At 59.8% G+C, this 20,919-nt stretch carries 23 protein-coding genes; 16 read left to right on the top strand and 7 right to left on the bottom strand.

Annotated features, from left to right (window positions below):
• Positions 1-5 precede the first annotated feature (5 nt).
• The 3 genes from A7D21_RS10840 to A7D21_RS10830 all read right to left on the bottom strand — a co-directional run bounded on the left by A7D21_RS10840 (position 6) and on the right by A7D21_RS10830 (position 2,120).
• Positions 6-764, bottom strand: a complete 759-nt coding sequence (locus tag A7D21_RS10840) for a GntR family transcriptional regulator (protein ID WP_069551687.1) — start codon at positions 762-764, stop codon at positions 6-8.
• Between the two features lie 262 nt (positions 765-1,026).
• On the bottom strand, positions 1,027-1,530 hold the full coding sequence (locus A7D21_RS10835; RefSeq protein WP_053257843.1) for a murein L,D-transpeptidase family protein: 504 nt from the start codon (positions 1,528-1,530) through the stop codon (positions 1,027-1,029).
• Positions 1,531-1,571: 41 nt separating this feature from the next.
• Positions 1,572-2,120 carry an NUDIX hydrolase gene (locus A7D21_RS10830; RefSeq protein WP_069551686.1) on the bottom strand — a complete coding sequence of 183 codons (549 nt, stop codon included), beginning with the start codon at positions 2,118-2,120 and terminating at the stop codon, positions 1,572-1,574.
• A 146-nt stretch (positions 2,121-2,266) separates the two neighbouring features.
• Between A7D21_RS10830 and A7D21_RS10825 the strand changes: the two genes are divergently transcribed.
• The 5 genes from A7D21_RS10825 to purT all read left to right on the top strand — a co-directional run bounded on the left by A7D21_RS10825 (position 2,267) and on the right by purT (position 5,524).
• The gene (locus tag A7D21_RS10825) at positions 2,267-2,869 is read left to right on the top strand and encodes a CoA pyrophosphatase (RefSeq protein ID WP_017736785.1); all 603 of its coding nucleotides are present in this window, start codon (positions 2,267-2,269) and stop codon (positions 2,867-2,869) included.
• 35 nt (positions 2,870-2,904) lie between these two features.
• Positions 2,905-3,429, top strand: a complete 525-nt coding sequence (locus A7D21_RS10820; RefSeq protein WP_053257841.1) for a gamma carbonic anhydrase family protein — start codon at positions 2,905-2,907, stop codon at positions 3,427-3,429.
• Positions 3,426-3,641: a DUF1289 domain-containing protein gene (locus A7D21_RS10815; protein WP_053257840.1), complete on the top strand. Its 216-nt coding sequence runs from the start codon at positions 3,426-3,428 to the stop codon at positions 3,639-3,641. Before A7D21_RS10820 ends, A7D21_RS10815 begins: the two co-directional genes overlap by 4 nt.
• 164 nt (positions 3,642-3,805) lie before the next feature.
• Positions 3,806-4,273: a preQ0 transporter gene (locus tag A7D21_RS10810; RefSeq protein ID WP_053257839.1), complete on the top strand. Its 468-nt coding sequence runs from the start codon at positions 3,806-3,808 to the stop codon at positions 4,271-4,273.
• A 69-nt stretch (positions 4,274-4,342) separates the two neighbouring features.
• Positions 4,343-5,524 carry a formate-dependent phosphoribosylglycinamide formyltransferase gene (gene purT / locus A7D21_RS10805; protein WP_014719785.1) on the top strand — a complete coding sequence of 394 codons (1,182 nt, stop codon included), beginning with the start codon at positions 4,343-4,345 and terminating at the stop codon, positions 5,522-5,524.
• 120 nt (positions 5,525-5,644) lie between these two features.
• Here purT and A7D21_RS10800 read toward each other — a convergent pair whose 3' ends face one another.
• The 3 genes from A7D21_RS10800 to A7D21_RS10790 all read right to left on the bottom strand — a co-directional run bounded on the left by A7D21_RS10800 (position 5,645) and on the right by A7D21_RS10790 (position 9,285).
• Positions 5,645-6,955 carry an MFS transporter gene (locus A7D21_RS10800; RefSeq protein WP_053257838.1) on the bottom strand — a complete coding sequence of 437 codons (1,311 nt, stop codon included), beginning with the start codon at positions 6,953-6,955 and terminating at the stop codon, positions 5,645-5,647.
• Between the two features lie 266 nt (positions 6,956-7,221).
• Positions 7,222-8,460: a transporter associated domain-containing protein gene (locus A7D21_RS10795; protein ID WP_053257837.1), complete on the bottom strand. Its 1,239-nt coding sequence runs from the start codon at positions 8,458-8,460 to the stop codon at positions 7,222-7,224.
• A gap of 12 nt (positions 8,461-8,472) precedes the next feature.
• Complete coding sequence (locus A7D21_RS10790) at positions 8,473-9,285, bottom strand: inner membrane protein YpjD (protein WP_069551685.1); 813 nt, start codon at positions 9,283-9,285, stop codon at positions 8,473-8,475.
• Between the two features lie 233 nt (positions 9,286-9,518).
• Here A7D21_RS10790 and ffh point away from each other — a divergent pair, with 233 nt between their 5' ends.
• The 6 genes from ffh (at position 9,519) to A7D21_RS10760 (ending at position 13,586) form a co-directional block, all read left to right on the top strand.
• Positions 9,519-10,895 (top strand): signal recognition particle protein, encoded by a 1,377-nt coding sequence (gene ffh / locus A7D21_RS10785; protein ID WP_010207982.1) that lies wholly within the window; start codon positions 9,519-9,521, stop codon positions 10,893-10,895.
• Between the two features lie 250 nt (positions 10,896-11,145).
• A complete protein-coding gene (gene rpsP / locus A7D21_RS10780; protein ID WP_003175899.1) occupies positions 11,146-11,397 on the top strand; it encodes a 30S ribosomal protein S16 in 252 nt (83 codons plus the stop codon).
• 5 nt (positions 11,398-11,402) lie between these two features.
• Positions 11,403-11,939: a ribosome maturation factor RimM gene (rimM, locus tag A7D21_RS10775; protein ID WP_003175898.1), complete on the top strand. Its 537-nt coding sequence runs from the start codon at positions 11,403-11,405 to the stop codon at positions 11,937-11,939.
• Positions 11,921-12,694 (top strand): tRNA (guanosine(37)-N1)-methyltransferase TrmD, encoded by a 774-nt coding sequence (gene trmD, locus A7D21_RS10770; protein WP_169875616.1) that lies wholly within the window; start codon positions 11,921-11,923, stop codon positions 12,692-12,694. Before rimM ends, trmD begins: the two co-directional genes overlap by 19 nt.
• Positions 12,695-12,739: 45 nt before the next feature.
• On the top strand, positions 12,740-13,090 hold the full coding sequence (gene rplS / locus A7D21_RS10765; RefSeq protein ID WP_003175895.1) for a 50S ribosomal protein L19: 351 nt from the start codon (positions 12,740-12,742) through the stop codon (positions 13,088-13,090).
• Positions 13,091-13,172: 82 nt separating this feature from the next.
• Complete coding sequence (locus A7D21_RS10760) at positions 13,173-13,586, top strand: acyl-CoA thioesterase (protein WP_016977715.1); 414 nt, start codon at positions 13,173-13,175, stop codon at positions 13,584-13,586.
• A 1-nt stretch (position 13,587) separates the two neighbouring features.
• Here the strand turns inward: A7D21_RS10760 and A7D21_RS10755 are convergent, their stop codons facing one another.
• Entirely contained in the window at positions 13,588-15,396 is a 1,809-nt protein-coding gene (locus A7D21_RS10755; protein ID WP_069551684.1) for a sodium:proton antiporter, read from the bottom strand.
• A 107-nt stretch (positions 15,397-15,503) separates the two neighbouring features.
• Here A7D21_RS10755 and xerD point away from each other — a divergent pair, with 107 nt between their 5' ends.
• The 5 genes from xerD (at position 15,504) to A7D21_RS10730 (ending at position 20,905) form a co-directional block, all read left to right on the top strand.
• A complete protein-coding gene (gene xerD / locus A7D21_RS10750; protein WP_069551683.1) occupies positions 15,504-16,400 on the top strand; it encodes a site-specific tyrosine recombinase XerD in 897 nt (298 codons plus the stop codon).
• A 169-nt stretch (positions 16,401-16,569) separates the two neighbouring features.
• On the top strand, positions 16,570-17,301 hold the full coding sequence (locus tag A7D21_RS10745) for a thioredoxin fold domain-containing protein (protein WP_053257833.1): 732 nt from the start codon (positions 16,570-16,572) through the stop codon (positions 17,299-17,301).
• A 129-nt stretch (positions 17,302-17,430) separates the two neighbouring features.
• Positions 17,431-18,735 carry a homoserine dehydrogenase gene (locus tag A7D21_RS10740; protein ID WP_069551682.1) on the top strand — a complete coding sequence of 435 codons (1,305 nt, stop codon included), beginning with the start codon at positions 17,431-17,433 and terminating at the stop codon, positions 18,733-18,735.
• A gap of 67 nt (positions 18,736-18,802) precedes the next feature.
• On the top strand, positions 18,803-20,212 hold the full coding sequence (thrC, locus tag A7D21_RS10735) for a threonine synthase (protein WP_069551681.1): 1,410 nt from the start codon (positions 18,803-18,805) through the stop codon (positions 20,210-20,212).
• Positions 20,213-20,620: 408 nt separating this feature from the next.
• Positions 20,621-20,905, top strand: coding sequence for a DUF3509 domain-containing protein (locus A7D21_RS10730; protein WP_053257830.1), 285 nt, complete (start codon positions 20,621-20,623; stop codon positions 20,903-20,905).
• The last annotated feature ends 14 nt before the right edge of the window (positions 20,906-20,919 follow it).

Here is a 20,919-nt window from a genome sequence, read left to right as displayed (position 1 = left end):
GTTCTCTAGAGGCGCAGTTCAGCGCTATAGTCGTGGCGGCGCAGCTCTGCGACAAAGTCGTAGTAGTCGTTGCGGCAGTAGGTGTCGGTGATTTCAATCGGCGTGTTGTCGGCGGTGTAGCCGACCCGGGTCATCAGCAGCATGGCGGTGCCGGGGGCAATGCCCACCAACTTGGCGAACTCGTCCGAGGCGTTGATCGCCTGGATATGTTGCAGGGCGCGCACGATCGGCTTGCCGATGCTTTCCAGGTATTCGTAGAGCGAATTGCCGATGGCTTGCGGGTGCGGCAAGACAGCGGCGGGCATGGCGGTCATTTCAATCGCCATGACCGTGTCATCGGCCTTACGCAGACGCTTGAGGCGCGCCACTTTGTCGCTGGGCGACAGGCCCAGGCGGATCAGCTCTTCGTGGGTTGGCGGGGTGATATCGCGCTCCAGCCACTGGGAGCTGGGCACAAAGCCCTTGAGTCGGAGCATTTCGCTGAAGCCCGACAGGCGTGACAGCGGCTGCTCCAGGCGCGGCGTGATAAAGGTGCCAGAGCCTTGGCTGCGGCGGATCAGGCCTTGGGCAAACAACACTTCCAGCGCCTTACGGGCAGTGACTCGCGAAATGCTCAACTGCTCGCTGAGGGCGCGTTCCGACGGCAATGCCTGCTCGGATTTCCACTGGCCGGCATGGATCGCCGCTTCAAGGTTGCGGGCCAGTTGCAGGTACAGCGGCGTGGATTGCTTGTCGTCGGGGCGCAGCGTCAGGATAGGGTTCATCTGTGAAGTTTCCGATGCGGTTATTGGAGTGTTGTCGCCCGGTAATGGCCGGAAATTAATACCACTTAAATACCATGTCAATGCAGCCAAAACGGTGCGGGTGCCGGTTTAAAGGCGCTTTAATGGTGCCTGGCATCAAGTGGTATTAGAGAGGTCTTTAAGGCGCGCACAAGTGCACAGCCCGCGCGGTGAACTGGTATTCACCGGCAGGCGCTGCCGAGGGCAGGAATTATTTTCGAATTATTTTACGAACGGTCGCGGATTACGGCCGAATCTCGATCATGGTGCCGTCTTTGACCAGGTTCCAGACTTCGCGCATATCCACGTTGCGCATGCCGATGCAGCCGTCGGTCCAGTCCAGGGTGTGGAACCACTGCTCCGGGTATTCCTCGGTGTCGGGCGTCCCGTGGATCATGATCATGCTGCCCGGTTTCACGCCTTCGCGGCGCGCGCGGGCGGAGTCACTGATGTTCGGGTAGGAGATGTGCATGGCCAGGTTGAAGCGGTCGCTGGTCTTGCGCCAGTCGATCCAATAAAAGCCTTCCGGCGTGCGGCGGTCACCTTCGAACTGCTTGGTGCCTTTCGGGTTTTTGCCCAAGGAGATCCGATAGCTCTTGAGCGGCTTGCCGTCGTTGATCAGTTGCAACTGATGGGCGGACTTGAGCACCAGGACTTTTTCGACAGGTTTACCGCCAAGGGTTTCCACCGAAGAGGCCAAAGACAGGCTAGCGAACGACAGGCAGATAAGAGCGAGCAACCAACGCATTAAAACGGATTCCCTGGGAAAAGGTGCTGCCTGGAGTGTTGTTATTCGGCCGGCCGCGTCATCGGCGGCACTGACTCGCTGCGCACCGGAAACAGTTGCTGCCGACGGTCAGCGAAGAAGCATTCTAAGGTACGCCCGACCGTGCGGAAAGCCAGCTCTGACCAAGGGATGTCGGCTTCATCGAACAGCTTCACTTCAAGGCTTTCGGGGCCTGCCGCATAGTCCAGGTCGACCAGTTCGGCGCGGTAGAAAATATGCACCTGGCTGATGTGCGGTACATCGATCAGGGTGTAGATGCTCAGGTTGTGCACGCGGGCGCAGGCCTCTTCCAGGGTTTCGCGCATGGCGGCCTGTTCCACGGTCTCGCCGTTCTCCATGAAGCCGGCTGGAAGTGTCCAGTAACCCAGGCGCGGCTCGATGGCGCGGCGGCACAGCAGCACTTTATCGCCCCACACCGGCACGGTGCCGGCAACGATATTGGGGTTCTGGTAGTGAATGGTCGAGCAGTGATCACACACAAAGCGCAGGCGTGCGTCGCCTTCGGGAATGCGCTGGGTAACCGGTTTACCGCACTGGCTGCAGAAGTTCATGCTGGGGTTCCTGGAGAGTCGGCCTATCTTGGCTTGACGGGCAGGGCCCTGCAAGTTGTCGTTTCGCGACATGCACCGGGTTTTGGGGTTGGGCACCCGCACGCTTTGGTGCATGATGCAAGGTAGCCAACAGACCGAGATGACTCATGCTGGACGAGCTACTTCGCCGGGTAAGCAATCACACCCCTCATACGCTGGAGACTGACGGGCGTTTCCCCGAGGCTGCGGTGTTGGTGCCGATTACCCGCAGTGACGAACCTGAGCTGATCCTGACCTTGCGCGCCAGCGGCCTGTCGACCCACGGGGGCGAAGTGGCGTTTCCGGGCGGGCGACGTGACCCCGAGGACCCGGACCTGATCTTTACCGCACTGCGCGAAGCCGAAGAAGAAATCGGCTTGCCCCCCGGCCTGGTGGAGGTCATCGGCCCGTTGAGTCCCTTGATCTCCTTGCACGGCATCCGTGTAACGCCCTATGTCGGGGTCATCCCCGATTACGTCGAATACCTGGCCAATGATGCCGAGATCGCCGCCGTCTTCAGCGTGCCCCTGGAGTTTTTCCGCCAGGACCCGCGCGAACATACCCACCGCATCGATTACCAGGGCCGCAGTTGGTATGTGCCCAGCTATCGGTTTGGCGAGTACAAGATCTGGGGGCTGACGGCGATTATGATTGTCGAGCTGATCAACCTGCTCTATGACGACGCCAAGATCAGCCTGCATCAGCCGCCCAAGAGCTTTATCAATATATAAGCCATCGCTTGAATGGCCAGCCGTGAGGACAAACCATGAAATACCGCCTGGGCGACGCCCGCGTCGAGACGCATCCACAAAGCTGGGTGGCACCGAATGCCACGCTGGTTGGCAAGGTCAAGCTGGAGGAGGGCGCCAACGTCTGGTTCAACGCGGTGTTGCGTGGCGACAATGAACTGATCCTGATCGGCAAGAACAGCAACGTGCAGGATGGCAGCGTGATGCACACCGACATGGGCTATCCGCTGACCCTGGGCACTGGCGTGACCATCGGTCATAACGCCATGTTGCACGGCTGCACCGTCGACGACTACAGCTTGATCGGCATTAACGCGGTCATCCTCAACGGCGCCAAAATCGGCAAACATTGCATCATCGGCGCCAATTCGTTGATCGGTGAAGGCAAGGAAATCCCCGATGGCTCGTTGGTGATGGGCTCGCCGGGCAAGGTGGTGCGCGAGCTGACCGAGGCGCAGAAGCGCATGCTCGAAGCCAGCGCCGCGCACTATGTGCATAACGCGCAGCGGTATGCGCGTGATTTGGCTGAGCAAGCAGAATGAACCCGCTGGAACGACCTGTCGCCTCGCCGTGCGTGAGCATCTGCGCGTTAGACGATGACGATATTTGCACCGGCTGCCAGCGCACCGTGGATGAGATTACGCGCTGGAGCCGTATGGACAACGCAGAGCGCCGGGTGGTGCTGGGGTTGTGCCATGAGCGGGCGAAGGCGAGTGGGTTGGTGTGGATGATGCCCGGCAAATCGGGTGCCTGATAGACCGCTTTCGCGAGCAAGGCCGCTCCCACATTTGATCGTGTTTATCCTGTAGGAATACGGTCAAAGTGTGGGAGCGGGCTTGCTCGCGAAGAGGCCCTTCCAGACGACATATTTCAAAATGTGAAGTACCCTGTGGCCCCTGCCCACAGGTCTCCCGCGCTATGTTCTTCCTGATCGCCTACATCAGCAGTGTCGTGCTGATTAACTTCGCTTTCTCCACCGCCCCGCACCTGGACGTCATCTGGTCCGCCTGGGGTGGCCTGGTGTTTATCCTGCGCGACATGGTGCAAACCCGCTTCGGCCACGGTGCGATCATCGCCATGCTGGCGGCGCTGGTGCTGTCGTATATCACCTCCGACCCGTCCATCGCCCTGGCCAGCGCCACGGCGTTTGCGGTGTCCGAGTGCATTGACTGGCTGGTGTTCAGCATCACCAAGCGCCCGCTGCATGATCGCCTGTGGATAAGTTCGGCGCTGAGCATTCCCATTGATACCTTTATCTTCTTTGGCCTGATCGGCGCGCTGACGCCAGCGGTGGCCGGCACGGCGTTGGTGTCGAAATTCGCCGGGGTCACGGTGGTGTGGCTGATCATGGCGTGGCGTCTGCGCAAACGGGCCGTCGCCAACTGAGGCCAATTTTTGCAGTTCATGTAAAATGCCGGCCTTTCTCCCCATGATCCGCTCCCCTGAGGACCTGAGATGACCCGAATCGGAACTCCATTGTCGCCAACCGCGACCCGCGTTTTGCTGTGTGGCTGCGGTGAGCTGGGCAAGGAAGTGGTAATCGAACTGCAACGCCTGGGCGTTGAAGTGATTGCCGTGGATCGCTACGCCAACGCGCCGGCCATGCAGGTTGCGCACCGTAGCCACGTGATCAACATGCTCGACGGCGCCGCCCTGCGTGCCGTGATCGAAGCGGAAAAACCGCACTTCATCGTGCCGGAAATCGAAGCCATCGCCACCGCCACCCTGGTGGAGCTGGAAGCCGAAGGCTTCACCGTGATCCCGACTGCGCGTGCCACCTCGCTGACCATGAACCGTGAGGGCATCCGTCGCCTGGCTGCTGAAGAGCTGGACCTGCCGACTTCGCCGTACCACTTCGCCGACACCTTCGAAGACTACAGCAAGGCCGTGCAAGACCTGGGCTTCCCGTGCGTGGTCAAGCCGGTGATGAGTTCGTCGGGCAAGGGCCAGAGCCTGCTGCGCAGCACAGACGATGTGCAGAAAGCCTGGGATTACGCCCAGGAAGGCGGGCGGGCGGGTAAAGGTCGGGTGATCATCGAAGGCTTCATCGACTTCGACTACGAAATCACCCTGCTGACCGTGCGCCACATCGGCGGCACCACTTTCTGCGCGCCGGTCGGCCACCGTCAGGAGAAGGGCGACTACCAGGAATCCTGGCAGCCGCAAGCCATGAGCCCGATTGCCCTGGCGGAATCCGAGCGCGTCGCCAAAGCGGTCACCGAGGCGCTGGGCGGTCGTGGCCTGTTCGGCGTGGAATTGTTCATCAAGGGCGATCAGGTGTGGTTCAGCGAAGTGTCGCCGCGCCCGCATGACACCGGCCTGGTGACCCTGATTTCTCAGGACCTTTCGCAGTTTGCGCTGCACGCGCGCGCCATCCTGGGCTTGCCGATTCCGTTGATCCGTCAGTTCGGGCCTTCGGCGTCGGCGGTGATTCTGGTGGAAGGGCAGTCGACTCAGACAGCGTTCGCCAACCTCGGCGCTGCCTTGAGCGAACCGGACACGGCGTTGCGTCTGTTTGGCAAGCCGGAAGTAAACGGCCAGCGCCGCATGGGTGTGGCGTTGGCGCGGGATGAGTCGATTGAGGCTGCCCGAGCTAAAGCGACCCGTGCTTCGAAGGCTGTTGTTGTAGAGCTGTAAACCCAACCCGATCGTTCCCACGCTCTGCGTGGGAATGCAGCCCGGGACGCTCTGCGTCCCCAAGCGGGACGCGGAGCGTCACAAGAGGCATTCCCACGCGGAGCGTGGGAACGATCGGCTTCAGGCGACCTTGTTCAAGTCGTTATCCCGCGTCTCTTTCAGGCACAGCACAGCAATCAAGCTGAGCAACGCTGCCGCCGACACATACCCGCCGACATAACTCAGCCCGCCCATCGCCACCAGCTTGGTCGCGAAAAATGGTGCCGCCGACGCACCGACAATTCCCCCCAGGTTATACGCCGCCGAAGCGCCGGTATAACGCACGCGCGTCGGGAACAGTTCCGGCAGCAAGGCGCCCATCGGCGCGAAGGTCACGCCCATCAGGAACAGCTCCAGCGCCAGGAACAACGCCACCGCCCAGGTCGAACCGTGGGTCAGCAGTGGTTCCATGGTGAAGCCCGACAGAATCGCCAGCACGGCACCGACAATCAGCACCGGCTTGCGCCCGTAGCGGTCACTGGCCAAGGCTGCCAAGGGCGTGGCCAGGCCCATGAACAGCACGGCGAAGCACAGCAAGCCCAGGAACGTTTCGCGGCTGTAGCCCAGGGTGGAAACGCCGTAGCTCAGGGAAAACGCAGTGGTGATGTAGAACAGTGCATAACACACCACCATCGACGCCGCGCCCAGCAGTACCGGCAACCAATGCTGGCTGAACAGTTCCACCAACGGCACTTTTACCGGTGCTTCCTTGGCCACGGCGTTGGCGAACACTGGAGTTTCATGCAGTTTCAACCGCGCATACAGGCCGACCATCACCAACGCTGCGCTGAGGATGAACGGAATGCGCCAGCCCCAGCTGCGGAATTGCTCGTCGTTCAGGCTCATGGCCAGGATCAGGAACAAGCCGTTGGCGGCCAGAAAACCTATCGACGGGCCGAGTTGCGGGAACATGCCGAACCAGGCGCGCTTGCCCTTTGGGGCGTTCTCGGTCGCCAGCAATGCCGCGCCACCCCATTCCCCGCCAAGCCCGAGGCCCTGGCCGAAACGCAGCACACATAACAGAATCGGGGCCCAGGCGCCGATGCTGTCGTAGCCCGGCAGCAAGCCGATCAGTGTGGTGCACACACCCATCAGCAGCAACGAGGCGACCAGGGTTGACTTGCGCCCGATACGGTCACCGAAATGGCCGAACAGCGCGGAGCCCAATGGACGGGCGATGAAGGCGATGCCGAAGGTCAGGAACGACGCCAGCATCTGCGCGGTGCCGGACGTCTGCGGGAAGAACACCGGGCCGATCACCAGCGCGGCCGCAGTGGCGTAGATATAGAAATCGTAGAACTCGATGGCGGTGCCGACGATGCTCGCGGTCGCGACCCGTGCGGTCGAGTTGAGCGGGGCGGCGGTTGCCGCCTCGTTGTAGGTGGTGCTCATGGCAGTATCCCTGACGGTCATTGCGCGTTTGGACGCGGATTATTATTGGTCGAACACCCAAGGATCAGGGGTGTAGGCGGGGCGGCTCGGGATGGGAGCAAACACCGGTCAGACACGGTAAAGCGGTGCCTGGACGCGCTGAGTGCGGGTAGCACGCGGTCGGGCGGGGCTTGGGTAAGCCGCCCGATTATAGGAAGGGGTTTGAACAGACAACAAGGGGCTCGATCACGATCTATCAAACGCTGCAAATCAACGGTGCCAAGCGCTTATACGGCGACCGGCACCCGGCTGGTGTGCCAGATCAGCACCTTGCTGACGCGGTTGTCCTCGGTTTCGAGGATTTCCAGGCGATAGCGGCCGATTTTCAGGCACACCGCGCAATCTGGAATGGTCTCCAGCGCTTCGGTGACCAGGCCGTTGAGGGTCTTGGGGCCGTCGCTGGGCAGGTGCCAGCCCAGGCTCTTGTTCAGTTCGCGGATCGAGGCAGCGCCGTCGATGATGAAACGGCCATCGGGTTGCGCGTCGACATGCGGGTTATCCACCGCCTGATCGCTTTCGAATTCGCCGACGATTTCTTCAAGAATGTCTTCCAGGGTGACAATACCCAGCACTTCGCCGTATTCGTCCACCACCATGCCCAGGCGTCGTTGCTGCTTGTGGAAGTTCAGCAACTGCAGTTGCAGCGGGGTGCTTTCCGGGACGAAGTAGGGTTCGTGGCACGCGGCGAGCAAGGCATCTTTGGTCAGGCTGGCATCAGGCAGCAGGTGTTGGATCTGCCGGGTGTTGAGCACCGCTTCGACTTGGTTGATGTCACTGTGGAAGACCGGCAGGCGCGTGCGCTGGGAGGTGCGCAATTGCTCGATGATCTCTTCAACCGGATCGTCCAGGTTGATGCCGTCCACTTCGCTGCGCGGTACCAGGATGTCGTTGACCGTGATGTTGTCCAGGGCGTGAATGCCGGGCATGCCGTGGCTGCGGCTTTGATCGGCCTCGGGCTCCGGTTCATCATCGTGGTCGGGCAGCGGCTCGTCGCTTTTTTTCACCACGCCGGTTTTGCGTGCGAAGGGGCGCAGCAGCAGCAGGCTGATGCCATTGAGCAGCCACGCCAGCGGATAAAGCAATTTCAGCGGCACGCCCAGCAATGTGTTGCCAAAGCCCAGTACGGCCTGGGGATGGCGAACTGCGAGGGCGCGGGGCAGGTAGTCGGCGAGCACCAGCAGAATCGCACAAGAGATCAGCCAGCCGAGCCACGGGCCGTTCTGCGCCCAGGCATAGATCGCCAGCAAGGTGCAGAGGATAACCACCGCAGCGCGACACAAGCTGTTGCACAGGATCAGGCTGTTACGCGGGAAGTTCAGGCGGGCGGCCGCCTTGTCACCCTGGCGTGTACCAGGGCGCAGTGCCAGCAGGTGTTGTTGTGCGGCTTCGATGGCGGTAAACAGCGCCGCCCATAACACCAGCAAGGTGATTACCGCGAGCATCGGCCCAAGGGGCAAGTTGTCCATGATCGCTGCCCGTCAGATATGCAGGATGTATTCGCGAACCAGCTTGCTGCCGAAATAGGCCAGCATCAGCAGGCAGAAACCAGCCAGGGTCCAGCGGATCGCTTTGTGCCCACGCCAGCCGAGACGGTTGCGACCCCACAGCAAGACGCTGAACACGACCCAGGCCAGGCACGCCAGCAAGGTTTTGTGCACCAGGTGCTGGGCGAACAGGTTTTCGACGAACAGCCAGCCGGAAATCAGCGACAGCGACAGCAGTGTCCAGCCGGCCCACAGGAAACCGAACAGCAGGCTTTCCATGGTTTGCAGTGGCGGGAAGTTCTTGATCAGCCCGGACGGGTGCTTGTTTTTGAGCTGGTGGTCCTGCAGCAGCACGAGCAACGCCTGGAACACGGCGATGGTGAACATGCCGTAGGCGAGAATCGACAACAGAATGTGGGCGAGGATGCCCGGTTCCTCGTCAATGACCTGCACGGTGCCGGTCGGGGCAAATTGCGCCAGCAGCACCGTCAGTATGCCGAGGGGGAATAGCAGTACCAGCAGGTTCTCGACGGGGATTCGATAGCAGGCCATCAACGTCAGCGCGATGACGGCGGCGGCGATCAGGCTGGCAGCGCTGAAAAAGTCCAGGCCCAGGCCGACCGGCGTCATCAGATGCGTGAACAGGCTCGCGGCATGGGCCAGCAGGGCGATGACGCCAACGCCCACCAGCAGGCGTTTGTCCGCTTTTGTGCCCTGGGCCAGACGAGTGCCCTGATAGAGAGTCGCAGCGGCATACAAAAGGGCGGCGGCGAAGCTGGGTAGCAAACTGGGTGACAAGGGGACCATAAATCCTGATAGACAAGCCCGAAAGGCGCTGAGTTTGGCACACACCTGCGCTGCACGAAAGACTCCCGGGCCAGACAGCGGGTGTGCACAGGCGCAGTCTTCGCTATAATCCGCGACCTGCCCACGCCGCAGGCTCGCTGAGCGCTGTTTTTAATAGCGATTTACCACAGCCTGGGCCGCCATTACCTCGGTCACCACTGCATTTCGATGAATAGGGCCTGAAAGGATCGCGCATGTTTGAAAACTTGACTGACCGTCTCTCGCAGACGCTGCGCCATGTCACCGGCAAGGCCAAGCTGACCGAGGACAATATTAAAGACACCCTGCGTGAAGTACGCATGGCGTTGCTGGAAGCCGACGTGGCCTTGCCTGTGGTCAAGGACTTCGTCAACTCGGTCAAAGAGCGCGCCGTGGGCACCGAAGTGTCCCGCAGCCTGACGCCGGGCCAGGCTTTTGTGAAGATCGTCCAGGCCGAACTCGAAAGCCTGATGGGCGCGGCCAACGAAGATTTGAACCTCAGCGCCGTACCGCCAGCCGTTGTGCTGATGGCCGGTCTGCAAGGTGCGGGTAAAACTACCACCGCCGGCAAGCTGGCGCGCTTCCTTAAAGAGCGCAAGAAGAAGTCGGTGATGGTGGTGTCGGCCGACGTGTACCGTCCGGCGGCCATCAAGCAGCTCGAAATGCTTGCCGGTGAAGTGGGGGTGACCTTCTTCCCGTCCGACCTGAGCCAGAAGCCGGTCGACATTGCCAACGCGGCTATTAAAGAAGCCAAGCTCAAATTCATCGACGTGGTTATCGTCGATACCGCCGGTCGCCTGCACATCGACGAAGAGATGATGGGCGAGATCAAGGCGCTGCATGCCGCGATCAACCCGGTCGAAACGCTGTTCGTGGTCGACGCCATGACCGGCCAGGATGCGGCCAACACCGCCAAGGCCTTCGGCGACGCATTGCCGCTGACCGGCGTGATCCTGACCAAGGTCGACGGTGACGCCCGTGGCGGTGCCGCGCTGTCGGTACGTGCCATCACCGGTAAGCCGATCAAGTTCATCGGTATGGGCGAGAAGAGCGACGCGCTCGAGCCGTTCCACCCAGAGCGGATCGCCTCGCGTATCCTCGGCATGGGTGACGTGCTCAGCCTGATCGAACAGGCCGAAGCCACCCTCGACAAAGACAAGGCCGACAAGCTGGCCAAAAAGCTGAAGAAGGGCAAGGGCTTCGACCTCGAAGACTTCCGCGATCAGCTGCAACAGATGAAAAACATGGGCGGCCTCGGCGGCCTGATGGACAAGCTGCCGAACATCGGCGGTGTGAACCTGGCGCAAATGGGCAATGCCCAGGGCGCGGCAGAGAAGCAATTCAAGCAGATGGAAGCCATCATCAACTCCATGACCCCGGCCGAGCGCCGCGACCCTGAACTGATCAGTGGTTCGCGCAAACGTCGGATCGCCATGGGTTCCGGCACCCAGGTGCAGGACATCGGTCGCTTGATCAAGCAGCACAAGCAGATGCAGAAGATGATGAAGAAATTCTCCGCCAAAGGCGGAATGGCCAAGATGATGCGCGGCATGGGCGGTATGTTGCCCGGCGGTGGCATGCCCAAAATGTAAAGTATTCGAGCGCAAGCATGCTTGCGCTCCGACCCACAGGGATGTGGGATCTCCAGCAAACCCGCGGTTAGCGGGAGCTGACTCGCCGTTTTAACCGACGGCTCTATAGCAGATCTGAGTGGCACGCTGATAGGCGCCAGAAAAAGACATTTGCAAAAGTCCGGATATTCCTTAGAATATGCGGCCTTTCGGGCACCTATGCCCGCTGTGCATTTAGATTTGCAGCACCGACTACAGGAACGATGTTCACATGCTAACAATCCGTCTTGCCCTTGGCGGCTCCAAAAAGCGCCCGTTTTACCACTTGACCGTAACCGACAGCCGCAACCCGCGTGACGGTTCGCACAAGGAACAGGTTGGTTTCTTCAACCCTGTTGCTCGTGGTCAAGAAGTTCGTCTGTCCGTGAACCAAGAGCGCGTAGCCTACTGGCTGAGCGTTGGCGCACAGCCATCCGAGCGCGTTGCAAAACTGTTGAAGGACTCGGCTAAGGCCGCAGCCTGAGCAATATGAACGCGACGCCAGCTGTTGCTGATGATTTGATCGTTATCGGCAAGATTTACTCTGTTCATGGCGTTCGCGGCGAAGTGAAGGTGTATTCCTTTACTGATCCGACTGAAAACCTGTTGCAGTACAAAACCTGGACGCTCAAGCGCGAAGGGAGTGTGAAACAGGTCGAGCTGGTCAGTGGACGCGGGAGCGATAAGTTCCTGGTCGCAAAGCTCAAGGGTCTTGATGATCGTGAAGAAGCTCGTCTTCTGGCCGGTTATGAGATCTGCGTGCCGCGTAACCTGTTCCCTGAATTGACCGACGGCGAGTACTACTGGTACCAGCTGGAAGGTCTGAAGGTTATTGATCAACTGGGGCAATTGCTCGGGAAAATCGATCATCTTCTGGAAACCGGCGCCAATGATGTAATGGTGGTCAAGCCTTGCGCTGGCAGCCTGGATGATCGCGAACGCCTGTTGCCGTATACCGAGCAATGTGTGTTGGCCGTCGACCTGGCAGCGGGCGAGATGAAGGTGGAATGGGACGCGGACTTCTAAGCGTGGCTAATTTGCGCATTGAAGTGATCAGTTTGTTTCCCGAGATGTTTTCCGCCATCAGCGAGTACGGCATCACCAGTCGGGCGGTGAAACAGGGGCTCTTGCAGCTTACCTGTTGGAACCCGCGAGACTACACGACGGATCGACATCACACTGTGGACGATCGCCCATTTGGCGGTGGCCCGGGCATGGTGATGAAGATCAAGCCCCTGGAAGACGCGTTGGCTCAGGCCAAGGCCGCTGCCGGGGAGAGGGCGAAGGTGATTTACCTGTCTCCTCAAGGCCGTCAGCTGAAACAGGCTGGGGTTCGCGAACTGGCGAATGAGGAAGCATTAATCCTGATTGCCGGTCGCTATGAAGGCATTGACGAGCGGTTTATTGACGCTCATGTCGATGAAGAGTGGTCGATTGGGGACTATGTCCTGTCTGGCGGCGAGCTGCCGGCGATGGTCCTGATAGATGCGGTTACACGACTGCTGCCTGGAGCTTTAGGGCATGCGGACTCCGCGGAGGAAGATTCCTTCACGGATGGTTTGCTGGATTGCCCGCACTACACCCGACCGGAGGTGTATGCGGATCAGCGTGTTCCCGACGTATTGCTAAGTGGCAATCACGCACACATCCGGCGTTGGCGTTTACAGCAGTCCCTTGGTCGGACCTATGAACGACGCGCCGATCTTCTGGAAAGCCGCTCGCTTTCTGGAGAAGAGAAGAAGCTGCTCGAGGAATACATCCTCGCGCGGGACGATAGTTAACAACGTATCGATGGTAGGTCCGACGACTTACCTTAGGAGCACAGCATGACTAACAAAATCATCCTTGCACTCGAAGCAGAGCAGATGACCAAAGAGATCCCTACCTTTGCCCCGGGCGACACCATTGTCGTTCAGGTGAAAGTGAAGGAAGGCGACCGTTCGCGTCTGCAAGCGTTCGAAGGCGTGGTAATCGCCAAGCGTAACCGTGGTGTGAACAGTGCTTTCACTGTTCGTAAAATCTCCAACGGTGTTGGCGTAGAGCGTACTTTCCAGACCTACAGCCCGCAAATCGACAGCATGGCCGTTAAGCGTCGCGGTGACGTACGTAAAGCCAAGCTGTACTACCTGCGTGACCTGTCCGGTAAAGCAGCTCGCATCAAGGAAAAACTGGCTTAAGTCCAGCTTCCCGATGCAGAAAAAAGCAGCCTACGGGCTGCTTTTTTGTGCCTGAAATTTGTCAATTTGCCGGTATTTCCCCATGACCACCCGCCTCGAAGAAATCCAGCGTCGCACCGACCTGTCCGTGACCCACGTGACCAAGGCCGTGTTCCCGCCGACCACCAACCACCACAACACCCTGTTCGGCGGCACAGCGCTGGCGTGGATGGATGAAGTGTCGTTCATCACCGCCACGCGTTTTTGCCGCTTGCCGCTGGTGACGGTTTCCACTGATCGAATCGATTTCAATCATGCGATTCCAGCCGGCTCCATCGTTGAACTGATCGGTCGCGTAATCAAAGTGGGTAACACCAGCCTCAAGGTCGAAGTCGAAGTGTTCGTCGAGAGCATGAGTGCCGATGGCCGCGAAAAGGCGATCCAGGGCGTGTTCAGTTTCGTGGCAATTGATGCTGACAAACGCCCTGTGCCGGTCTTACCGGGTTTTGCCGACTGACTTATTCGGCTGTGTTGTTTTCTGGTTGAATCATGGCCAGCAAGGTCCAGCCAGCCACGGGCTTCAAGCTGCTGTCCGGGGTCACCACGTGTACCCAGCCGCCGGTATCGCGGGCAAACAGCAGCGTCGCGCGGTCGCCATGGAGCGCCTGGTACTGTTCCCAGCTGAAGCCTTCGGTCAGGTTGGTGCTATACAGCTCTGCGCCTTGGCCCAGCAGGCTGGCAAGTTTGGTGTAACTCAGGGGTTGGCTGCCCAGCAAATGGCCACGGTGCTCGTGGCTGGCCCGGTGTTTATCGGTGCGACGGCTTTCCTGGCTGCTGGCCAGGGCGAACAGACGATGCCCAAAATCGTGGCGAAAACGCATGGCGGCCAGGGTGTTCAGTTCGCCTGAAGGTGAGAGCGCCAGCAAATGCCCGAGGCCGACCAGATCCAGATGCGATTCGGCATGTTGTGATGCCGGGTTGCCGAAGTAGGTGGGTAGCCCTTCCATTCGGCTGGCGCGGATGTTTTCCCAGCTGGAGTCGGTCAGCAGCACACGGCTGCCCAGTTGTTGCAAGGCTTTGCCCAGGATCCGCGCCGGGCCGTTCGCGCCGACGATCAGGAAGCCGCTGGGCGCAGGCTCGGCGACTTTCAGCAGGCGTGCCAACGGGCGGGCAGTGGCGCTTTGCAGGACGACGGTGCCGATAATCACGGCGAATGTCAGCGGCACCAGTAACAGTGCACCTTCATGACCGGCCTCATCCAGGCGAATGGCGAAAATCGCCGACACGGCTGCCGCCACGATCCCGCGTGGTGCAATCCAAGACAGCAGGGCACGTTCACGCCAGTTCAGGCCGGACCCGAAGGTCGAAAGGGCGACGTTCAAAGGTCGCGCAATAAACTGAATGATCAGTAACAGGATCAGTACGAACGGCCCCAGGGCAATCAGGGCGTTCAGGTCCAGGCGCGCGGCCAGCAGAATGAATAACCCGGAAATCAGCAGGACGCTGAGATTTTCCTTGAAGTGCAGGATGTGACGTACGTCAACGCCCTTCATATTGGCCATCCACATGCCCATCAGCGTCACGGCCAGCAGTCCGGACTCATGCATCACCTCGTTAGAGGCGATAAAGATTCCCAGAACGCCAGCCAGCGTAGCCAGGTTATGCAGGTATTCCGGCAGCCATTGCCGGCGCATGATCTGCCCCAACACCCAACCACCGGCGACTCCGAACAGGCTGCCGCACAGGATCACGCCGCCAAAGGTCAGCAGGCTGTGACTCAAACCGTCGCCTGACGCGCGAGCGATGATAAAGCTGTAGACCACCACGGCGAGCAGCGCACCAATCGGGTCAATGACAATGCCTTCCCAGCGTAAGATATTGGCGATCGAGGCTTTTGGCCGCACGACACGTAACATGGGCACAATCACGGTAGGCCCAGTCACCAGGGTCAAGGTGCCGAAAAGCAGCGCGAGCATCCAGTCAAAACCCAGCAGCCAGTGGGTAGCCAGGGTAATGACGGCCCATGTCGACAGGGCGCCGACCGTGACAAGGCGATGCACGACGCTGCCGATCTCCTTCCATTCCGACAGGTGCAGCGTGAGGCTGCCTTCAAACAGGATCAGTGCCACGGCCAGGGATACCAATGGCATCAGCAACGGACCGAACATTTCCTGAGGGTTCAGCCAGCCCAGCACCGGCCCTGCCAGGATTCCGCTGACCAACAGAAAAAGAATGGCGGGAAGTTTCAGGCGCCATGCGAGCCATTGGCAGGCCAACGCGGCCACGCCAATGCCACCAAACGCCAGCAGAATCTGTTGTTCGCTCATTGAAGCTCCCTGTTCCTTGAAATAGCGGGCTATGAAAGACTAGTGGCCGTTGTCACAGTTCACTAAATAATTTGCGCAAAGCCCTGTGCTGCGCTGCTTGAGTGCCCATGCCCGCCATTGACCATCCCCTGATCGACCGTTTCCTCGACGCCCTGTGGCTGGAAAAAGGCCTGTCGGACAACACCCGCCAGGCTTATCGCAGTGATTTGGCCCTGTTCAACGGCTGGCTGCAGGAGAAAAACCTCGAGCTGATCAATGCTGGACGTGAGTTGATCCTCGATCACCTGGCCTGGCGGTTGGAGCAGAACTACAAACCCCGTTCCACTGCGCGATTTCTATCGGGCGTGCGTGGCTTTTATCGCCACCTGCTGCGGGAAAAGCTGATTGCAGTCGACCCGACCCTGCAAATCGATATGCCGCAACTCGGCAGGCCATTGCCCAAATCCCTGTCGGAAGCTGACGTCGATGCCTTGCTTGCTGCGCCCGACCTGAGTGAAGCCATCGGCCAGCGTGACCGCGCCATGCTCGAAGTGCTCTACGCCTGTGGCCTGCGGGTGACTGAGCTGATCAGCCTGACCCTGGAGCAAGTCAATTTGCGTCAGGGCGTGCTGCGCGTCATGGGCAAAGGCAGCAAGGAGCGACTGGTGCCGATGGGCGAGGAGGCGATTGTGTGGGTTGAGCGCTATATGTGTGATGCCCGTGGCGAATTGCTCGGCGGGCGGCCCAGCGACGTGCTGTTTCCCAGCCTGCGCGGTGAGCAGATGACCCGCCAGACCTTCTGGCACCGTATCAAGCACCAGGCCAAAGTGGCCGGAATCGGCAAGACACTTTCGCCACATACGTTGCGCCATGCGTTTGCCACCCATTTGCTCAACCACGGTGCGGATTTGCGCGTGGTGCAAATGCTGCTGGGGCACAGTGATTTATCCACCACCCAGATTTACACCCACGTCGCGCGCGCACGTCTGCAGGAGATGCACGCCAAGCATCACCCTCGCGGATAAAATTACGTCGGAAAAGGCCCAATTTACCTGCCGCAGTCTGCCCCCCGGCCCAACTGTGGTAGGCTTTGCCGGTTCGCAAAGGGGACGGCGCCCAGGCTCGTATTGACAGCCCCGTGTTTTCAGATCGGTGTTCATGCGCCCGTCCCTGCATCTGCCTTCAGGAGTTCCCATGCGCTTGACCCAGATTATTGCCGCCGCAGCCATTGCGTTGGTTTCCACCTTTGTTGTCGCCGATGACGCTGCCGAGCAGACTATTCGCAAGAGCTTGGCCAACCTGCAACTCGACACGCCGATTGAAAGCATCAGTGCCAGCCCGATGGCCGGGCTGTATGAGGTCAAGCTCAAAGGCAGCCGTGTGCTGTACGCCAGTGCCGATGGCCAGTACATCGTCCAGGGCTACCTGTTCCAGTTGAAAGACGGCAAGCCGGTCAACCTGACCGAGAAAGCCGAACGCCTGGGCGTGTCCAAGTTGATCAACGGTATTCCAGTGGCTGAAACCGTGGTTTACCCAGCCATCGGCGAGACCAAGACTCATATCACGGTGTTCACCGATACCACCTGCCCGTACTGCCACAAGCTGCACGCCGAAGTGCCTGCGCTGAACAAAATGGGGATCGAAGTGCGCTACGTCGCGTTCCCGCGCCAGGGCCTGGGCTCGCCGGGTGACGAACAGCTGCAAGCCGTATGGTGCTCGGCCGATAAGAAAGCGGCCATGGACAAAATGGTCGATGGCAAGGAAATCAAATCGGCCAAATGCGCCAACCCGGTTTCCAAGCAGTTCGCCCTGGGCCAGTCGATTGGTGTGAACGGTACACCGGCCATCGTTTTGGCTGATGGCCAGGTCATTCCGGGCTACCAGCCTGCGCCACAAGTTGCCAAACTGGCGCTGGGTGCGAAGTAAGCAGTCATCGTCGAGCCTTTGACGATCATGCCCCGTCGAACAGTCGACGGGGCATTAATTGAGAGCCGCAGTTGTGCGGCTGTTTACCACGGCCGACCTTGAGTCGGCCGTTTCATGGGGAGTTCTTCAGTGAAACCGGTCAAAGTAGGCATCTGTGGGTTAGGGACCGTCGGTGGCGGCACCTTGAACGTACTTCAGCGTAATGCTGAAGAAATTTCCCGCCGTGCAGGGCGTGGAATTGAAGTGGCGCAAATTGCCACGCGTACGCCAAAGCCTCAGTTCCAAACGACCGGTATTGCGATTACCAACGATGTCTTCGCTGTGGCCACCAACCCTGAAATCGATATCGTCATCGAGCTGGTTGGCGGTTACACCGTAGCCCGTGCGCTGGTGCTCAAGGCCATCGAGAACGGCAAGCACGTGGTCACCGCCAACAAGGCGCTGATCGCCGTGCACGGTAACGAGATCTTCGCCAAGGCGCGCGAAAAGGGCGTGATTGTTGCGTTCGAAGCGGCTGTGGCCGGTGGCATCCCGGTGATCAAGGCGATCCGTGAAGGCCTGTCCGCCAACCGTATCAACTGGGTGGCCGGCATCATCAACGGCACCGGCAACTTCATCCTCACCGAAATGCGCGAGAAGGGCCGTACCTTCGAAGACGTGTTGGCCGAAGCCCAGGCGCTGGGTTACGCCGAAGCCGACCCGACGTTTGACGTGGAAGGTATCGACGCGGCGCACAAGCTGACCATCCTGGCCTCCATCGCCTTTGGTATTCCGCTGCAGTTCGACAAGGCCTACACCGAAGGCATCACCCAGCTGACCACTGCCGACGTGAACTACGCCGAAGCCCTCGGCTACCGCATCAAGCATCTCGGTGTGGCGCGTAGCACTCCGGCCGGTATCGAGTTGCGTGTGCACCCGACGTTGATCCCGGCCGACCGCCTGATCGCCAACGTCAACGGCGTGATGAACGCCGTGATGGTCAACGGTGATGCTGCCGGCTCCACGCTGTTCTACGGCGCCGGGGCCGGTATGGAGCCAACCGCTTCGTCGGTGATCGCCGACCTGGTGGACGTGGTTCGCGCCATGACCAGCGACCCGGAAAACCGTGTGCCGCACCTGGCCTTCCAGCCGGACTCGCTGTCGGCCCACCCGATCCTGCCGATTGAAGCCTGCGAGAGCGCCTACTACCTGCGCATCCAGGCTCAGGATCATCCAGGCGTGTTGGCCCAGGTTGCCAGCATCCTGTCGGAGCGCGGCATCAATATCGAGTCGATCATGCAGAAGGAAGTCGAGGAGCAAAACGGCCAGGTGCCGATGATCCTGTTGACCCACCGCGTGCTCGAACAACGCATGAACGATGCCATCGCCGCCCTCGAAGCCCTGCAAGGCGTGGTGGGCCCGGTGGTGCGGATTCGCGTCGAACACTTGAACTAACCGATTTGATCCAGGGGCCCCGTGTGTTCGGCGGCCTCTGTTCGAGAATGTTTTAGAGGAGCCAGTCATGCGTTATATCAGCACCCGCGGCCAGGCACCGGCCCTGAATTTCGAAGACGTTTTGCTGGCAGGCCTTGCCACTGACGGCGGCCTGTACGTGCCGGAAAACCTGCCACGTTTTACTCAGGAAGAAATCGCCTCCTGGGCGGGCCTGCCGTACCACGAGCTGGCGTTCCGGGTGATGCGCCCGTTCGTCACCGGCAGCATTCCGGATGCGGATTTCAAAAAGATTCTGGAAGAGACGTACGGCGTGTTTTCCCACAGCGCCATTGCGCCTCTGCGTCAGCTGAACGGCAACGAATGGGTGCTGGAGCTGTTCCACGGTCCGACCCTGGCGTTCAAGGACTTCGCCCTGCAATTGCTGGGTCGCCTGCTCGATTACGTGCTGGAAAAACGTGGCGAGCGTGTGGTGATCATCGGTGCTACGTCCGGTGATACCGGTTCGGCCGCCATCGAAGGTTGCAAGCACTGCGAAAACGTCGACATCTTCATCCTGCACCCGCACAAGCGCGTGTCGGAAGTGCAGCGTCGCCAGATGACGACCATTTTCGGTGAAAACATCCACAACATCGCCATCGAAGGCAACTTCGATGACTGCCAGGAAATGGTCAAGAACAGCTTCGCTGACCAGAGCTTCCTCAAAGGTACGCGCCTGGTGGCGGTGAACTCGATCAACTGGGCACGGATCATGGCCCAGATCGTTTACTACTTCCACGCGTCCCTGCAGTTGGGCGGCCCGGCGCGCTCGGTGTCGTTCTCGGTGCCGACCGGCAACTTCGGCGACATCTTTGCCGGTTACCTGGCGCGCAACATGGGCCTGCCGATCAACCAGTTGATCGTCGCCACCAACCGCAACGACATCCTGCACCGCTTCATGAGCGGCAACCAGTACGTCAAGGAAACCCTGCACGCGACACTGTCGCCGTCCATGGACATCATGGTGTCGTCGAACTTCGAACGCCTGCTGTTCGACATGCACGGTCGCAATGGCGCAGCCCTTGCCGAGCTGATGAACAGCTTCAAGCAAGGTGGTGGTTTCAGCGTCGAGCAAGAACGCTGGACCGAAACCCGCAAGCTGTTCGACTCCCTGGCCGTGGACGATGCACAGACCTGTGAAACCATCGCTGAGGTCTACGCCCAGACCGGCGAACTGCTCGACCCACACACCGCCATCGGTGTGAAGGCCGCACGCGAATGCCGTCGCAGCCTGGACATCCCAATGGTGATTCTGGGCACTGCTCACCCGGTCAAATTCCCGGAAGCGGTGGAGAAGGCCGGTGTTGGCAAAGCGCTGGAGTTGCCAGAGCATCTGGCTGACCTGTTCGAGCGTGAAGAGCGCTGCACGGTGTTGCCGAACGATCTGAACGCCATGCAGGCGTTTGTCAGCCAGCACGGCAACCGCGGTAAGCCGCTCTGATCCACAGGGTGCTGCGCGGTAGGTCAAGCCCGTCTTTGTGACGGGCTTTTTCATTCTGGCGAGCCCACGTGCGCGGGCGCTCAACCGACACATTCAAGGGCATTCAATCGCTGCGCTACCCAGGCACCAGTGCCGATGACCTGAGCCTGGTTGGCGCACGACCAGCACGGCGCGCCGTGGCTGTTCAAACCGGGCCTGCAAGGCAGGCTCCGAGGATATTCCAGAGGGGCCAGCCTGTGGGTGGGTGTTTTCTCTCTGTCATCTTTGCCGTGCATGCTCGCTTGACTCGTGCAGGAGTCGACACAAAAGGTCGAACTTTCTGCTTTGAGCACGGGTCACTTGAATGTCAGCACCTTAATGACATTTTTGTTTTTCGAACCTTATTCGAATGATTGAGTGGTGATCGAGATGGAAAGTATCAGCCTATTGCTCGAAGAAGCACTGAGCCCTTATCAGGTTACATTGACCACCTCGGGCCTTCAGGGCGAGTGTCTGGTGACCGTGAAGAACCCTGCTGGCGCTATTGTCGTCGAGCGTGAAGTTGATCGGGCGCAATTGACTGATAAGCGTGCACTGGTGGATGTGGTGGATTGTTTACTACGCGATCTGAAAATCGCTGAAGGGCGGTTGGAACCCTCGGTTATTGCAGCATTGCGCAATGCAGCCCAAACCCGTGGCGGCGCCCTCGCATGAAGAATTGTTTAATG

This window comes from Pseudomonas sp. AP19 (genome assembly GCF_001728855.1).
Classification (GTDB): domain Bacteria; phylum Pseudomonadota; class Gammaproteobacteria; order Pseudomonadales; family Pseudomonadaceae; genus Aquipseudomonas; species Aquipseudomonas fluorescens.
The sequence above is the reverse complement of the archived record's forward strand: the minus strand, read 5'-3'. Positions and strand labels throughout refer to the sequence as shown.

What these genes read in the sequence shown, in the direction of transcription:
- A7D21_RS10840 (WP_069551687.1), bottom strand. Translation starts at nt 764, where the DNA reads ATGAACCCTATCCTGACGCTGCGCCCCGACGACAAGCAATCCACGCCG.
- A7D21_RS10835 (WP_053257843.1), bottom strand. Translation starts at nt 1,530, where the DNA reads ATGCGTTGGTTGCTCGCTCTTATCTGCCTGTCGTTCGCTAGCCTGTCT.
- A7D21_RS10830 (WP_069551686.1), bottom strand. Translation starts at nt 2,120, where the DNA reads ATGAACTTCTGCAGCCAGTGCGGTAAACCGGTTACCCAGCGCATTCCC.
- A7D21_RS10825 (WP_017736785.1), top strand. Translation starts at nt 2,267, where the DNA reads ATGCTGGACGAGCTACTTCGCCGGGTAAGCAATCACACCCCTCATACG.
- A7D21_RS10820 (WP_053257841.1), top strand. Translation starts at nt 2,905, where the DNA reads ATGAAATACCGCCTGGGCGACGCCCGCGTCGAGACGCATCCACAAAGC.
- A7D21_RS10815 (WP_053257840.1), top strand. Translation starts at nt 3,426, where the DNA reads ATGAACCCGCTGGAACGACCTGTCGCCTCGCCGTGCGTGAGCATCTGC.
- A7D21_RS10810 (WP_053257839.1), top strand. Translation starts at nt 3,806, where the DNA reads ATGTTCTTCCTGATCGCCTACATCAGCAGTGTCGTGCTGATTAACTTC.
- purT (WP_014719785.1), top strand. Translation starts at nt 4,343, where the DNA reads ATGACCCGAATCGGAACTCCATTGTCGCCAACCGCGACCCGCGTTTTG.
- A7D21_RS10800 (WP_053257838.1), bottom strand. Translation starts at nt 6,955, where the DNA reads ATGAGCACCACCTACAACGAGGCGGCAACCGCCGCCCCGCTCAACTCG.
- A7D21_RS10795 (WP_053257837.1), bottom strand. Translation starts at nt 8,460, where the DNA reads ATGGACAACTTGCCCCTTGGGCCGATGCTCGCGGTAATCACCTTGCTG.
- A7D21_RS10790 (WP_069551685.1), bottom strand. Translation starts at nt 9,285, where the DNA reads ATGGTCCCCTTGTCACCCAGTTTGCTACCCAGCTTCGCCGCCGCCCTT.
- ffh (WP_010207982.1), top strand. Translation starts at nt 9,519, where the DNA reads ATGTTTGAAAACTTGACTGACCGTCTCTCGCAGACGCTGCGCCATGTC.
- rpsP (WP_003175899.1), top strand. Translation starts at nt 11,146, where the DNA reads ATGCTAACAATCCGTCTTGCCCTTGGCGGCTCCAAAAAGCGCCCGTTT.
- rimM (WP_003175898.1), top strand. Translation starts at nt 11,403, where the DNA reads ATGAACGCGACGCCAGCTGTTGCTGATGATTTGATCGTTATCGGCAAG.
- trmD (WP_169875616.1), top strand. Translation starts at nt 11,921, where the DNA reads ATGGGACGCGGACTTCTAAGCGTGGCTAATTTGCGCATTGAAGTGATC.
- rplS (WP_003175895.1), top strand. Translation starts at nt 12,740, where the DNA reads ATGACTAACAAAATCATCCTTGCACTCGAAGCAGAGCAGATGACCAAA.
- A7D21_RS10760 (WP_016977715.1), top strand. Translation starts at nt 13,173, where the DNA reads ATGACCACCCGCCTCGAAGAAATCCAGCGTCGCACCGACCTGTCCGTG.
- A7D21_RS10755 (WP_069551684.1), bottom strand. Translation starts at nt 15,396, where the DNA reads ATGAGCGAACAACAGATTCTGCTGGCGTTTGGTGGCATTGGCGTGGCC.
- xerD (WP_069551683.1), top strand. Translation starts at nt 15,504, where the DNA reads ATGCCCGCCATTGACCATCCCCTGATCGACCGTTTCCTCGACGCCCTG.
- A7D21_RS10745 (WP_053257833.1), top strand. Translation starts at nt 16,570, where the DNA reads ATGCGCTTGACCCAGATTATTGCCGCCGCAGCCATTGCGTTGGTTTCC.
- thrC (WP_069551681.1), top strand. Translation starts at nt 18,803, where the DNA reads ATGCGTTATATCAGCACCCGCGGCCAGGCACCGGCCCTGAATTTCGAA.
- A7D21_RS10730 (WP_053257830.1), top strand. Translation starts at nt 20,621, where the DNA reads ATGGAAAGTATCAGCCTATTGCTCGAAGAAGCACTGAGCCCTTATCAG.